Source organism: Bradyrhizobium sp. A11 (genome assembly GCF_042077125.1).
Lineage (GTDB): Bacteria > Pseudomonadota > Alphaproteobacteria > Rhizobiales > Xanthobacteraceae > Bradyrhizobium > Bradyrhizobium japonicum_B.
The window spans coordinates 3,556,100-3,570,577 of sequence record NZ_CP149509.1; the positions used below are offsets into that span (position 1 = coordinate 3,556,100).

A 14,478-nucleotide genomic window follows, 5' to 3' on the forward strand; every position below is an offset into this window, starting at 1 on the left:
ATCGAGGACGCCGGCTAACACCCCAGCCTGTCGGCGATGCCGCCAAAATCCTTGGCGACGATGTCCCAATCGCCGGTCGCCTCGAAGTCGACCTTCTGCAGCGGACCGTATTCCGTCGGCCGTGCCACGAACGCCGTCTTCAGCCCGTTCTTCTGCGCGGCCGCGAGATCGCCATTGTGGGCGGCGACCATCATGACCTCCTCGGGCTTGAGGCACAGCAGCTTGGCTGCGCCGAGATAGGTCTCGGGATCGGGCTTGTAATGCTCGAACAGCTCGGCCGACATGATCAGATCCCACGGCAGGCCGGCGAACTTCGCCATGTTGGTGAGCAACGCGACGTTGCCGTTCGAGAGCGGCGCGATCACGAACTTCGATTTCAGCCGCGTCAGGCCGGCAACGCTGTCCGGCCAGGGATGGAGGCGGTGCCAGCCCTTGGTGAGGTAGTCGAGGTCGGCGTCGGTGAGGCCTTTGATCGCGAACTGCGCGACCAGCTTCTCCAGCGAGCGGCGGTGCAGATCATCGAGCATGACGTAGCCGCGCTCGGGATGCTGGCGCACGTCGTCCATCGAGGCCATGTACATGCCGCGCCAGCCGTCGACCAAGGCGGTCCAGTCGGCGCTGATGCCGCGGCCCTTCGCCCACCACATGAAGTCGGTGATCAGGCTGGTGCGCCAATCCACGACGGTGCCGAACACGTCGAAGACCAGGGCTTTGACGGCGGAGAGATCGGACATGGCGCTTCCCTGTTATTCTTGTCGTCATTCCGGGGCGATGCGCAGCATCGAGCCCGGAATCCAGAAGTTGTGGCGCGAGATTCCGGGTTCTCCGGGCCGCGCGTTTCGCGCGGTCCCGTCGCCCCGGAATGACGGACTTCTCAGTCCAGATGGAACTTGGCGAGCTCGCGGTGCTCGGCCTTGATGTAGCGCACGGTGCCGGTGACGGAGCGCATCACCACCGTCTCGGTCTCGATCACGCCGTCCTTGCGGAATTTGACGCCTGACAGCAGCGAGCCCGTGGTGACGCCGGTGGCGGCGAACAGGCAGTCGCCGCGCGCCATGTCCTCGATGCCGTAGATCATCTTGGGATCGTTGACGCCCATCTTGGCGGCACGCTCGCGCTTCTCGTCGGAATCGAGGATCAGGCGGCACTGCATCTGGCCGCCGATGCAACGCAGCGCCACGGCGGCGAGCACGCCTTCCGGCGCGCCGCCCGTGCCGAGATACATGTCGACGCCGGTATTGTCAGGATCGGCGCAGTGGATCACGCCGGCGACGTCGCCGTCGGTGATCAGGCGCACCGCGGCGCCCGTGGAGCGCACGCTCTCGATGATGCTGGCGTGACGCGGACGGTCGAGCACGAGAACGGTGATCCCCTCCGGCTTGACGCCCTTGGCCTTGGCGAGGCGGCGGACGTTGTCGGCCGGGCTCGCATCGAGCTCGACCACGCCCTTGTCGTAGCCGGGACCGATCGCGAGCTTCTGCATATAGACGTCGGGAGCGTGCAGCAGCGTGCCGCCGTCGGCCATCGCCATGGTGGCGATCGAGCCCGGCATGTTCTTGGCGCACAGCGTGGTGCCTTCGAGCGGATCGACCGCGATGTCGACCTCGGGACCGGCCTTGAGGCCGACCTGCTCGCCGATATAGAGCATCGGCGCCTCGTCGCGCTCGCCCTCGCCGATCACGATGGTGCCCTGGATCGGCAGCTTGTTGAGCTCGCGCCGCATGGCGTCGACCGCGGCCTGGTCGGCCGCCTTCTCGTTGCCGTGGCCGCGCAGGCGCGCCGACGACACTGCCGCCCGCTCCGTCACCCGCACGATCTCCAGCGTCAGGATGCGCTCGAGCAACGCTTGCGGCGGGACTGAAATATGGGTCGACATCGGCTAACTCCTTCAAACCGGTTTGGGACAGAATTCTCTGCCCGCATCAATTCGCAACGCCCACGATTCGTTCGAACGAACCGCCTCAGTTCTTCTCGATCCGGATCACCTGCGGCCGTCCGCTGATCACCTTGTCCTTCTGCACGGCCGCAAGGGCCCGGCGCACGGCATCCTCGTGCGTGGCGTAGGTAATCAGGATGACGGGCACGGGGACCGCCTTGCCGTCATCAGGCGCAGCGCCGCCATTGGGATGACGCTGCACGATCGACTCGATCGAAATCTTCTGCTCGGCAAGCCGGGTCGCGATCGCAGCCGCGGTGCCGGGGAAATCCCGCGCCAGAAGGCGGATGTAATAGCCGCCCTCGTGGCGCTCCATCGGCGCCTTCTTGGTGTCGCGCAATTGCGCAATGGGGCGGCCGAACGGATTGGCGCGGATGCCGCGCGCGACGTCGGCGATGTCGGCGACCACGGCTGACGCGGTGGCGGCGCCGCCGGCGCCGGGTCCCACCAGCGTGATCGGCGGAATGCCCTCGCCGTCGATCGTGACCGCATTGGTGACACCCATCACCTGCGCGATCGAGGAGGATTTCGGCACCATGGTCGGGTGCACGCGCTGCTCGATGCCCTTGGCGGTGCGCACCGCCACGCCGAGCAGCTTGACGCGATAACCGAGCTCGGACGCCGCGCGCAGATCCTCCGGTGCGATGGATGAGATGCCTTCGACATACACCGCGCTTTGAGCAACTTTCGTGCCGAAGGCGAGGCTGGCGAGGATCGCGAGCTTTTGCGCGGTATCGTGGCCGTCGACGTCAAAAGACGGGTTGGCCTCGGCATAACCGAGCCGCTGCGCGTCCTTGAGGCATTCGGCGAAAGACAGACCCTCCTGCTCCATCCGGGTCAGGATGTAATTGCAGGTGCCATTGAGGATGCCGTAGACGCGGTTGATGCCGGTGCCGGCAAGCCCCTCGCGCAACGTCTTGATGACGGGGATCGCGGCGCCGACGGCTGCCTCGAAATTCAGCGCTCCGCCGTGCTTTTCAGCCGCCTTGGCGAGCTTGATTCCGTGCTTGGCCAGCAGCGCCTTGTTCGCGGTCACGACCGACTTGCCGGCGTTGAGCGCGGCCTCCACCGCCGACAGGGCGGGATCGCCGGCGCCGCCCATCAGCTCGACGAAGCAATCGATGCCGGGATGGGTGGCAAGCGCGATCGGGTCCTTCGCCCATTCGAAGCCACGCAGATCGATGCCGCGCTTCTTCGTTTTCGAGCGCGCAGTGACCGCAACCACGCGGATGCCGCGGCCGCTGCGCCCCGCGAGCACGCGCGCCTGCGTTTCGATCAAACGGATGACTTCGGCACCCACGGTGCCGAGCCCCGCTATGCCCACTTTCAGGGGTGCGACCATGATACTTCAGAAAACCTGCAGAAGAGAATTAGCGCCGATTGGCGAGCGGAACCACGTTGTGCAACGTTTCGATGCCGCTTTCAAGGAAGCGTCGCACGCCGCGCGCGGCCTGCCTGATCCGTTGCTCGTTTTCCACCATGGCGATGCGGACATATCCTTCACCATGCTCGCCGAAGCCGACGCCGGGCGAGACCGCAACGCCGGATTTCTCCACCATCAGGGTGGCGAACTGCATGCTGCCGACGCTGCGGAAGGCCTCCGGCAGAGGCACCCAGGCGAACATCGAGGCCTCCGGCGGCGGAATCTCCCACCCCGCACGGCCGAACGATTCAACCAGCGCATCGCGGCGCTTGCGATAGGTGTCGCGCATCTCCTTGATGCAATCATCCGGGCCGTTCAACGCCGCGGTCGCGGCCACCTGGACCGGCGTGAACGCGCCGTAATCGAGGTAAGATTTGACGCGGGCGAGCGCCGCGATCACGCGCTCGTTGCCGACCGCAAAGCCCATGCGCCAGCCGGCCATCGAATAGGTCTTCGACATCGAGGTGAACTCGACCGTGCAGTCCATCGCGCCGGGCACCTGGAGCACTGAGGGCGGCGGGTTGCTCTCGTCGAAATAGACCTCGGCATAAGCGAGATCGGACAGGATCAGGATCTCGTGCTTCTTGGCGAAGGCGACGAGGTCCTTGTAGAAATCGAGGCTCGCGACATAGGCGGTCGGGTTCGAGGGATAGCAGACCACGAGCGCGAGCGGCTTCGGGATCGAATGGATGATCGCCCGTTCGGCCGCCTCGAAGAATTGCGGCGTCGGCTCGGAGGGCACCGAGCGGATCACGCCGCCCGCCATCAAGAAGCCGAAGGCGTGAATCGGATAGCTAGGGTTCGGACAGAGGATGACGTCGCCGGGCGCGGTGATCGCCTGCGCCACGTTGGCAAAGCCCTCCTTCGAGCCGAGCGTCGCCACGATCTGGGTGTCAGGGTTGAGCTTCACCCCGAAGCGGCGGGCGTAGTAGCCGGCCTGGGCCCGGCGCAGTCCGGGGATGCCGCGGGACGCCGAGTAGCGGTCGGTGCGCGGCTTGCCCAGCGTCTCCTTCAGCTTCTCCAGGACATGCGCCGGGGCCGGCAGATCCGGGTTGCCCATGCCGAGGTCGATGATGTCGGCGCCGGCATTCCGCGCGGCCGCCTTGGCCCGGTTGACCTGCTCGAACACGTAAGGCGGAAGGCGGCGGATGCGGTAAAATTCTTCCATGGCTCTCTGGGCTCCCGGGCAACCGGTCAGGACAGAATCGAAAGACAGGACGGCTTTACGGAAAGGGGCTCGGTCCCGTTGCGAAAATCGCTCAAAATCAAATACTTAGAGCAATCATCGACAGCGAAGGCTGAGGTCGTTCGCCCTGACTCTCGGCTGAACCCAGGTCTTTTAGCACGGCAAGGCGGGGGCGCCAGAGATTACGTTGCACCGCCTCATTTCGCGTCCTTGGCGGCGGCCGCCTGGCGATCGCGCGCGGCGGCGAGCTCGGCCTCGATCTTGGCGCGCTGCTCCGGCGGGATGACGGCTTGATCGCGATCCGGCGGCAGGTCGTGCACCGGCAGATAGCTCCCGGGCTCCCTCGCAGGTGCCTGCGCGTCCATCGGCGTCATATCCGCGAACTGACTCGAACAGCCGCCCAGCACAAATGCCACGCTCAGCAGCGCGCCACCGATCAGCAGCGACCTCTGTAGGACCCTCAACGCCAACACTTTGGGAAATCCCCTGCTCGTCCCAATGCAAGCTGCCGCACACTAACCCGACAACCTGCCCAAGCTCAAACCATTGCTGCCCACAAATGGAACGAGCGAGAAAACACCAAAGGCCCACGACCGGAGGGTTGCACCGCGATTGTGACAAAACCAAGAAGCTTTGTCGCAGTGCAGCACATCTTCGAGCGTGTTTAACGTCAAACATGCGAGCTTCGCGGTGACGAATAAGGAATGACTCGTTACTGTTCTGCCCATGAGTATGGCAACGACCGATACGCCTAAACCCGAGACGAAGTTCGATGCGGAAGCCTTCGCGATGAATGTCGCGCGGGCGATGGAGAGCGGCGGCAAGGCGCTTGCGGCCTACCTCAAGCCGCGCGAGAGCGGCGAGGTGCAGGATCGGCCGCCGGCCGAGCTTGCCGAGGTCGTCAAGACCTTCACCTCGGTTGCCGAATATTGGTTGTCGGATACGTCCCGCTCGTCCGATCTGCAGACCAAGCTCGCCAAGGATTATCTCGACCTCTGGGGCTCGGCGGTGCGCCGCATGGCCGGCCAGGACGCTCCCCCTGCGATCGCGCCCTCGCCGCGCGACAAGCGCTTTGCCGATCCGGAATGGAAGTCGAACCAGTTCTTCGATTTCGTCATGCAGCTCTATCTGCTCACGACCAAATGGGCGCAGGATCTGGTGCGCGATGCCGAAGGGCTCGATCCGCATACCCGCCGCAAGGCCGAGTTCTACGTTCAGCAGGTCACCAACGCGCTGTCGCCGTCCAATTTCGTGCTGACCAATCCGGAGGTGCTGCGCGAGACCCTGGCGAGCAGCGGCGAGAACCTCGCGCGCGGCCTTTCGATGCTGGCCGAGGACATCGCGGCCGGCAAGGGCATGCTGAAGATCCGCCAGTCCAACCCGGACAACCTCGTCGTCGGCGTCAACATGGCGACGACGCCGGGCAAGGTGATCTATCAGAACGAGATGATGCAGCTGATCCAGTATTCGCCGACCACGGAGACGGTGCTGCGCACCCCGCTCCTGATCGTGCCGCCATGGATCAACAAGTTCTACATCCTCGATCTCAAGCCAGAGAAATCCTACATCAAATGGTGCGTCGACCAGGGCATCACCGTGTTCGTGATCTCATGGGTCAATCCCGACAAGCGGCTCGGCAACAAGAGCTGGGAAGACTACATGAAGGAAGGCCCGCTCACGGCGATGGACGTGATCGAGAAGGTCACCGGCGAGATGAAGGTGCACACCGCCGGCTATTGCGTCGGCGGCACCATGCTCGCGACCACGCTGGCCTGGCTCGCCGAGAAGCGCCGCCAGCGGGTCTCGTCGGCGACGTTCTTCGCAGCCCAGGTCGACTTCACCCATGCCGGCGACCTCCTGGTGTTCGTCGACGAGGAGCAGATCGCATCGCTCGAGCAGGACATGAAGGCGGCCGGCGTGCTCGAAGGCTCGAAGATGGCGATGGCCTTCAACATGCTGCGCTCCAACGATCTGATCTGGTCCTACGTGGTCAGCAACTATCTCAAGGGCCAGCAGCCGAGCGCATTCGACCTCTTGCACTGGAATTCCGACGCGACGCGGATGACCGCGTCGAACCATTCCTATTATCTGCGCAATTGCTATCTCGAGAACCGGCTCTCCACCGGCACGATGGTGCTCGACAACACGCTGCTCGATCTCTCCAAGGTCAAGGTGCCCGTCTACAACCTCGCCACCCGCGAGGACCATATCGCGCCGGCGGAATCGGTGTTGTACGGCTCGCAATTCTTCGGCGGTCCGGTGAAATATGTGCTGTCGGGCTCGGGCCATATCGCAGGCGTGGTCAATCCGCCGGCCTCCAACAAGTACCAGTACTGGACCAACGACAACATCAAGGACGTCAGCGTCGCCGAGTGGATGAAGGGCGCGGTCGAGCACAAGGGCTCGTGGTGGCCGGACTGGCGGCAATGGCTGGGCGAGCTCGATCCGGAGCAGGTTCCGGCGCGCCTGCCGGGGAGCGAAGCATTCCCGCCGATCGAGGATGCGCCCGGCAGCTATGTCAGGGTGCGCGCATAGGGCATGATCCGGACAAGTACGGCGCGGTTTTCCGATCGGATCATGCACAAACAAGCAACGAAGCTTTCCTTGCGCATGGCGAAATCTCTCGCGCTTTCGTATAGACTCGCGCTCACCACAGCGACGACAGAGGGGACCGGACTATGACGCGCGAATTGTTCTGGCTGACACTGACGGTGATCCTGACCGGGATCCTCTGGATTCCCTACACGATCAACCGGTGTCAGGTCCGCGGTCTCAGCGGCGCGATGGCCAACCCCTCTCGCAACGACAAGCCGCAGTCCGACTGGGCGAACCGGCTGATGTTCGCGCACGACAACGCGGTCGAGAACCTCATCGTCTTCGCACCGCTGGTGCTGATCCTCAACGCGATCGACTATTCCACGAAATGGACGGTGCTCGCCTGCGCGGTCTATTTCTGGGCTCGTGTCGCGCACACCATCGTCTATACGCTCGGAATTCCGGTGTTCCGCACCCTCGCCTTCACCGTCGGCTTCCTCGCCCAGGCCGTGCTGGCGCTGGCGATCTTCAGGGTGTTCTGAGGGGGCGCCGCGCTCAGCCCCTCTTCTGCGCGACGACGAACAGCATCGATGCGGCCTTGTCGTCGAAGCCCTTGACCTCGCCGGTATCGATCGTCACCCCGCTCCAGCTGCCCGCCTCGACGTAGGTCGCCCGCAGCCAGTCCGGCGAGGGATAATTGTAATAGCGGTTCAACGTGTCGCGCCCTTCGGCCTCGCCGGCCTTGTAGCTAGCGTAGAAGAAGCCGGCCGGTTTCAGCGCGCGCCAGATTCGCGCGAGAACCTCGGCGAGTTCGGGTCTCGGCACGTGCAGCAGGCACGCATTGGCCCAGACGGCGTCATAGGCCTCGGTCTCGTGGAGCTGCTCGAACAGCAGGGTCTGGACGGGACGCCCGAGACGGCGGGAGGCGACCTTCGCCCTTTCCGGCGATCCGTCGGTCGGGCGAACCGCAAAGCCGCGCGCCAGCATTTCCGCGGTATCGCCGCCGGCGCCGCATCCGAGTTCGAGAATGGAAGCACCTGGCGCGAGCCGGGCGAGAAACGCCGTCAGCCGCGCTTGGCGCGAGGTGATCTCGCGCCCAGCATAGGCCTCTGCGTTGCCGCAGTAGAATTGCAGCGTCTCTTCGTCCACTGTCGCACTCACATCACGGGAACAGCGCGATCTGCTCCAGCCCCTCCGTCTCGGGCAGTCCGAACATCAGGTTCATATTCTGGATCGCCTGCCCCGCCGAGCCCTTCACCAGATTATCGAGCGTGGAAATGACGATCGCCCGGTTCTTGATGCGGTCGGCAACGACACCGATCTGCACATAGTTGGAACCGCGCACATTCTGCGTCTGCGGCAGCACGCCCTTCTTGGCGACATGCACGAAGGGCTCGTTGACGTAGGCCTTCTCGAGAGCGGCCCGCAAATCGTCGGGCGTCGCGCCGTTGAGTTTTACATAGCACGTGCAGAGTTCGCCACGCGCCATCGGGATCAGATGCGGCGTAAAGTTCACCGTCACGGCAGAGCCGGCGGCGACGCCGATCTCCTGCTCGATCTCGGGCGCGTGCCGGTGGGTCCCGACCGAATAGGGCGAAAGCCCCTCACCCGCCTCGCTGAACAACGTGTTCTGTTTCAGCCCGCGTCCGGCGCCTGTGACGCCCGATTTCGCGTCGATGACGATGTCGTCGACGTCGATCAGTTTGGCCTTCGTGAGCGGTACGAGCGCAAGCAGCGCCGCCGTGGGGTAGCAGCCGGGACAGGCCACCAGCCGCGCCGACGTGATTTTCTCGCGATAGAATTCGGTCAGACCATAGACCGCCTCGCCCTGCAATTCGAGCGCCCGATGCTCGTGGCCGTACCATTGCGCATAGGTGTTCTTGTCCCGCAGCCTGAAATCGGCGGACATGTCGAGGACCTTGATCTCAGGATTTACCTTAAGGACCGCGGCGATGATTTCCTGCGTGGTCCCGTGGGGCAGTCCGCAGAATACCGCATCGAGCCTGCTCCAGTCGACCTTTTCCCATTCCACAAGTTTAGGCAGGTCCAGCATGAAGAAATGCGGAAACACCTCGCTCATGGCTTTGCCGGCATGGGTATTGGCAGTGAGTGCGGCAATCTCGGCATTCGGATGCCGCGCCAACAGGCGCACCGCGTCGGCGCCGGTGTAGCCGGAGGCGCCGAGAATGCCGATCTTCTTGGTGCTCATCAGACGTTCCTCTGGCGCTGGATCGGTTACGTCTCTGCCAGCCCGAGCATCAGCCGCATGTTCTGCACGGCTGCGCCGGATGCGCCCTTGCCGAGGTTGTCGAGCCGGGCGACCAGGACCGCCTGACGATATTTGTCGCTGGCGAAGACGTAGAGCTCGAGCATGTTGGTGTCGTTGAGCGCCTCCGGCTCGAGCCGGCCGCCCTTTGACGCTTCGTTCTGCAGCGGCATCACCTTGACGTATTTCGAGCCGGCGTAACGCTTGGCGAGCGCGGCTTGCAGATCGGCTCCCCCAGGCTTGCCCGGCAGCGTGTCGAGCTGCAGCGGCACCGAGACCAGCATGCCCTGCCGGTAGTTGCCGACGGACGGGATGAAGATCGGCCGCCGCGTCAGGTTGGAATAGAGCTGCATCTCGGGCAGATGCTTGTGCTCGAAGCCGAGGCCGTAGAGCTCGAACGACGGCGCGCTGCCGTCCTCGAAGCTCGCGATCATCGACTTGCCGCCGCCGGAATAACCGCTCACCGCGTTGACGGTGACGGGATAATCTGATGGCAGCAGCCCGGCATCGACGATCGGCCGCAGCAGGGCAATCGCGCCGGTCGGATAGCAGCCGGGATTGGAGACCTTGCTGGCGGCCTTGATCTTGCCGGCCTGGTCCGGCGTCAGCTCGGGAAAGCCGTAGGCCCAGTCAGGCGCGACCCGGTACGCGGTCGAGGCGTCCAGCACCTTCGGCGCCCGAGCTCCCATGCTGTCGACCAGGGCGACCGTCTCCTTGGCGGCGTCGTCGGGCAGGCAGAGGATGACGAGATCCACCTCCTCCATCAGCGCCTTCTTGGCCGCGGGGTCCTTGCGCTTGTCGTCGGAAAGCGCCTTCACGACGACGTCGTTCTGGAGCTTCAGCCGCTCGTTGATGCCGAGGCCGGTCGTGCCGGAGCCGCCGTCGACGAAAACGGTGGCGGGCTTCTTGGCCGCACCGGTGGTCGGAGCTTTGGTGGTGTCGGCGAGGCTCATGACGCGCTCCCTTCGAGCATGTTCGTGTCGTTTGCGAAAACCTGCGGCCTTGCCTGCCGCATCAAATCCGAGATCTGCCTGGCGTCGGCATCGCCGGCACTAAGCGCATTGGCGATCGCCGCATAGTCGGCGTCCGATTTGTGCTGGTTGAGCTTGAAGCTGCCTTCGACCTCTTCAACGTTCATCACCAGACCCACGATCGCCTTCTTCATCGTCTCCAGGCGGCCCGCCGTCATCTTGCCCGACGTCCACGGCTTCTTCGGCAGCAGCCAGCTCTCGAACTTGTCGCTGAGCGTGTCGATCTGCACCGACAATTCGTCGTCCGTCAGAAGGCGCACCGGCCCGCTCAGATGCACCGACTGGTAGAGCCAGGTCGGAACCTGATCCGGCGAGACGTACCAGTCCGGCGATACATAGGCATCGGGGCCGTTGACCGCGAGCAGCCAGGACGCATCACTGCCCGCCAGCTTTAACAGCGGATTGTGACGCGCGACATGAAAGGCGGCCTGCGGCGTGCCGTCGGCGGCGTAAGTCAGATAGAACGGCAGCGGCGAAGCGATCGGCTTGCTGCCGTCGAAGGCGCACATGGTGCCGAAGCCGCGCGCTTCGGCGAATTTCAGGCTTGCGGCGCGGTCCTGCTTGAAAAAGGGTGGCGTGTACATCGTGGTCTCCTGCTGGGCCTCCTTGGGGGCCGCCGGATCAGATCGCGCTGACAGGAGAGAGAATGCCGCGGATCGGATCCAGCGGCAAAGACGATGATCTCAAACGCGATCGACCGCCCAAACCGCTAAAGAGCGGCGGCGGCGACGGGCGAACAGGATGGTCGCGGCGTTGATCATGGCGCGCGGCTATAAAGCGAGATCCGGTTCCCGTCAAGGTGACGATCGTCATTCCGGGACGATGCAGAGCATCGAACCCGGAATCTCGAGATTCCGGGTTCGCTCGCTAGGCGAGCGCCCCGGAATGACGGGACCTAGATCACCCGCCAGATCCATTCCATGATCTTGGCGAGCACGTCGCCGAACAGCAGGAGCACGGCGGACCAGAGCAGGGCCGAGACGAAATTGGCGACCTGGAAGGTCCAATAGGGCATCTCGAAAATGCCGGCCGCGAGCGGCACCGAGGCGCGCAAGGGGCCGAAGAAGCGGCCGATGAAGATGCTGGGGATGCCCCAGCTGCGCACGAAGGCCTCGCCTCTGGGCAGCAGTCCCGGATAGCGAGAGAGCGGCCACATCTCGGCGACCTTTTCCTTGTAGCGATAGCCGAACCAGTAGGAGACCCAGTCGCCCAGCGCCGCGCCGAGGCCGCCGGCGATCCAGACCGGATAGAAGCTGATGCCACTCACGCCGATCAGCGCACCGATCGCGACCAGCGCGCCCCAGGCCGGAACCAGCAGCGAGATGAAGGCGAGCGACTCCCCGAAGGCGAGCAGGAACACGATCGGGGCTGCCCAAGCCTGGTGAACGCGCACAAAATCGACCAGGGCGTGCGCAAACTGCTCCATCAAAAATTAGCCTTCCCGCCCCGTCTCAAGGTGCTGCTCGATCAAAAAGACTGGTAAGCCAAGCACTTGTGTGACATCAAGTCACAAAGCCCCACAAGACGCCTGGCGAACCGTCAAATTGCCGGGAATGGATGGCCTGCGGCGTAAAATCGTCGGGATTGGCTCTCAACACACTGCCCGGCCCGCCCCTGCGATAACCTTTCCCGGTCAGAAGTGGCATAGTCGGCCAAATCGATTCGCCGCTTATGCGGCCCTCAAGACGCATCAAGATATATGTCCAAGCAGTTGAAACCCAAAGCAAACGACGACTTTTTCGGCGGCGACGAGCCGAAGCCCCGCGCCGCCAGGCCGGCGCCGCGCGGAAGCGGCGGCGAAGCCGACTACACCGCCGCCGACATCGAGGTGCTCGAAGGCCTGGAACCGGTGCGGCGCCGGCCGGGCATGTATATCGGCGGCACCGATGAGAAAGCATTGCATCATCTGTTCGCCGAGGTCATCGACAACTCGATGGACGAGGCACTGGCCGGACATGCGACCTTCATCGGAGTCGAGCTGAGTGCGGATGGGTTCCTGACCGTCACCGACAACGGCCGCGGCATCCCGATCGATCCGCATCCGAAGTTCCCGAAGAAGTCGGCGCTCGAAGTGATCATGTGCACGCTGCATTCGGGCGGCAAGTTCGACAGCAAGGTCTATGAGACCTCTGGCGGTCTGCACGGCGTCGGCATCTCCGTGGTGAACGCCCTCTCCTCGCGGCTCGAGGTCGAGGTCGCGCGCGGCCAGAAACTGCACCGCATGATTTTCGAGCGCGGCCATCCCAAGGGTAAGCTCGAGGACCTCGGCAAGGTCAACAACCGCCGCGGCACGCGCGTGCGCTTCAAGCCCGACACCGACATCTTCGGGCCCAAGGCCGCATTCAAGCCGCAGCGCCTGTTCAAGATGACGCGCTCCAAGGCCTATCTGTTCGGCGGCGTCGAGATCCGCTGGAACTGCGCGCCCGAGCTGCTCAAGGGCGTCGAGGACGTGCCGGCGGAAGCCACGTTCCATTTCCCTGGCGGCCTCAAGGATTATCTGGCGGCGGCGATCCACGCCGACACGCTGGTGCATCCCGACATCTTCTCTGGCAAGTCGGGCCGCAACGGCGCGCATGGCGCCTGCGAATGGGCGGTGGCGTGGACCGCGGATGCGGACGGCTTCCTCTCATCGTACACCAACACCGTCCCGACGCCCGATGGCGGCACGCACGAATCCGGCCTGCGCAGCGCGCTGCTCCGCGGCCTGAAGGATCACGCCGAGCGCGTCGGCCAGGGCAAGCGCGCCTCGTCCATCACGTCTGAAGACGTGATGGTGGGCGCGGCCGTGATGCTGTCCGTGTTCGTCCGCGAGCCCGAATTCCAAGGCCAGACCAAGGACCGTCTCGCCACCGCCGAAGCACAGCGCATCGTCGAACAGGCCATGAAGGATCCGTTCGACCATTGGCTGTCGGGCAATCCGAACATGGCCAACCGGCTGCTCGACTTCGTGATCGACCGTGCCGAGGAGCGGCTGCGGCGCCGCCAGGAAAAGGAAACCGCGCGCAAGACCGCCGGCAAGAAGCTGCGCCTGCCCGGCAAGCTCGCCGACTGCACCGACGCCGGCACCGAAGGCTCCGAGCTCTTTATCGTCGAAGGCGACTCGGCCGGTGGCAGCGCCAAGCAGGCGCGCGACCGCAAGACGCAAGCGGTGCTGCCATTGCGCGGAAAAATCCTCAACGTCGCGTCCGCCGGCAAGGACAAGCTGACGGCCAACGCACAGCTCTCCGATCTCGTGCAGGCCATCGGCTGCGGCCAGCTGCTGCAATATCGCGAAGAGGATCTGCGCTACCAGCGCATCATCATCATGACCGACGCCGACGTCGACGGCGCGCACATCGCTTCGCTCTTGATCACCTTCTTCTACCGGCAGATGCCGAAGCTGATCGACGAAGGACATCTCTTCCTCGCGGTGCCGCCGCTCTACAAGCTGACCCACGGCACGAAGTCGGTCTACGCGCGCGACGACAAGCACAAGGACGAGCTGATCAAGACCGTCTTCAACGCCAACGCCAAGGTCGAGGTGAACCGCTTCAAAGGCCTCGGCGAGATGATGCCGGCGCAGCTCAAGGAAACCACCATGGATCCGGCCAAGCGGACCCTGCTCAAGGTGGTCCTGCTGCCCGACGACCGTGATACCACCGCCGATTCGGTGGAGCGCCTGATGGGCACCAAGGCTGAGGCGCGCTTTGCCTTCATCTCGGACAAGGCTGAATTTGCCAGCGAAGAGCTGCTGGACGTCTGAGCGCCTGCAACGTCGTACTCCGCTCAAGAGCCCCGGCCAGACGCCGGGGCTCTTCGTTTGGGGCGGCCTCGTTCTTTGCAGGGTATACCGGCCTACCGTCGCCTCGCGTCGGGCGATTCCCGGCGCGGTGGCTGCGATTCGGCCACCGACTCGCGGTGGTCGGACCGTGGCGGCACGGCATCGATCTCGGAGAAGGCCGAATTTCCTAACGAAACCCTACCCGAATTGGTCGCACGATAATTTTCGCAAGCTATTGAATTTCCATACTTATTGCTGATTTTGGCACTTCAGGCCCCAAATGGGCGCTCCCGGCGTTTTCGGGCGACTGTGCCTGCCCGGCAACAGCATTTCGGCGGGAA

At 64.2% G+C, this 14,478-nt stretch carries 13 protein-coding genes; 3 read left to right on the plus strand and 10 right to left on the minus strand.

The genetic code is table 11. The features are described from left to right. Positions 1-14: 14 nt before the first annotated feature. From WI560_RS16500 to WI560_RS16520, 5 genes are all read right to left on the minus strand, one after another. Complete coding sequence (locus WI560_RS16500; RefSeq protein ID WP_375304048.1) at positions 15-734, minus strand: haloacid dehalogenase type II; 720 nt, start codon at positions 732-734, stop codon at positions 15-17. A gap of 140 nt (positions 735-874) precedes the next feature. Beyond that, on the minus strand, positions 875-1,876 hold the full coding sequence (glpX, locus tag WI560_RS16505; protein ID WP_375304049.1) for a class II fructose-bisphosphatase: 1,002 nt from the start codon (positions 1,874-1,876) through the stop codon (positions 875-877). An 85-nt stretch (positions 1,877-1,961) separates the two neighbouring features. Further along, entirely contained in the window at positions 1,962-3,278 is a 1,317-nt protein-coding gene (locus tag WI560_RS16510) for a homoserine dehydrogenase (protein ID WP_375304050.1), read from the minus strand. A 28-nt stretch (positions 3,279-3,306) separates the two neighbouring features. Next, positions 3,307-4,527 (minus strand): LL-diaminopimelate aminotransferase, encoded by a 1,221-nt coding sequence (locus tag WI560_RS16515; protein WP_028136621.1) that lies wholly within the window; start codon positions 4,525-4,527, stop codon positions 3,307-3,309. Between the two features lie 215 nt (positions 4,528-4,742). Then, positions 4,743-5,018 (minus strand): hypothetical protein, encoded by a 276-nt coding sequence (locus WI560_RS16520; RefSeq protein WP_375304051.1) that lies wholly within the window; start codon positions 5,016-5,018, stop codon positions 4,743-4,745. Between the two features lie 253 nt (positions 5,019-5,271). On the opposite strand from WI560_RS16520, the gene WI560_RS16525 reads away from it, so the two are divergent. Continuing rightward, the gene (locus WI560_RS16525) at positions 5,272-7,080 is read left to right on the plus strand and encodes a PHA/PHB synthase family protein (protein ID WP_375304052.1); all 1,809 of its coding nucleotides are present in this window, start codon (positions 5,272-5,274) and stop codon (positions 7,078-7,080) included. Between the two features lie 143 nt (positions 7,081-7,223). After that, entirely contained in the window at positions 7,224-7,622 is a 399-nt protein-coding gene (locus WI560_RS16530) for an MAPEG family protein (RefSeq protein WP_257179559.1), read from the plus strand. A gap of 13 nt (positions 7,623-7,635) precedes the next feature. Here the strand turns inward: WI560_RS16530 and WI560_RS16535 are convergent, their stop codons facing one another. From WI560_RS16535 to WI560_RS16555, 5 genes are all read right to left on the minus strand, one after another. Then, positions 7,636-8,229 carry a class I SAM-dependent methyltransferase gene (locus WI560_RS16535; RefSeq protein ID WP_375304053.1) on the minus strand — a complete coding sequence of 198 codons (594 nt, stop codon included), beginning with the start codon at positions 8,227-8,229 and terminating at the stop codon, positions 7,636-7,638. A gap of 13 nt (positions 8,230-8,242) precedes the next feature. Further along, complete coding sequence (gene argC / locus WI560_RS16540; protein WP_375304054.1) at positions 8,243-9,289, minus strand: N-acetyl-gamma-glutamyl-phosphate reductase; 1,047 nt, start codon at positions 9,287-9,289, stop codon at positions 8,243-8,245. A gap of 26 nt (positions 9,290-9,315) precedes the next feature. Continuing rightward, positions 9,316-10,299 carry an N-acetyl-gamma-glutamyl-phosphate reductase gene (gene argC / locus WI560_RS16545; protein WP_375304055.1) on the minus strand — a complete coding sequence of 328 codons (984 nt, stop codon included), beginning with the start codon at positions 10,297-10,299 and terminating at the stop codon, positions 9,316-9,318. Further along, positions 10,296-10,961: an FMN-binding negative transcriptional regulator gene (locus tag WI560_RS16550; protein ID WP_375304056.1), complete on the minus strand. Its 666-nt coding sequence runs from the start codon at positions 10,959-10,961 to the stop codon at positions 10,296-10,298. The genes argC (WI560_RS16545) and WI560_RS16550 overlap by 4 nt, the downstream gene beginning before the upstream one ends. 311 nt (positions 10,962-11,272) lie before the next feature. After that, complete coding sequence (locus tag WI560_RS16555; protein WP_257194521.1) at positions 11,273-11,803, minus strand: DedA family protein; 531 nt, start codon at positions 11,801-11,803, stop codon at positions 11,273-11,275. Positions 11,804-12,076: 273 nt separating this feature from the next. On the opposite strand from WI560_RS16555, the gene parE reads away from it, so the two are divergent. Then, positions 12,077-14,119, plus strand: coding sequence for a DNA topoisomerase IV subunit B (gene parE, locus WI560_RS16560; RefSeq protein ID WP_028136630.1), 2,043 nt, complete (start codon positions 12,077-12,079; stop codon positions 14,117-14,119). The last annotated feature ends 359 nt before the right edge of the window (positions 14,120-14,478 follow it).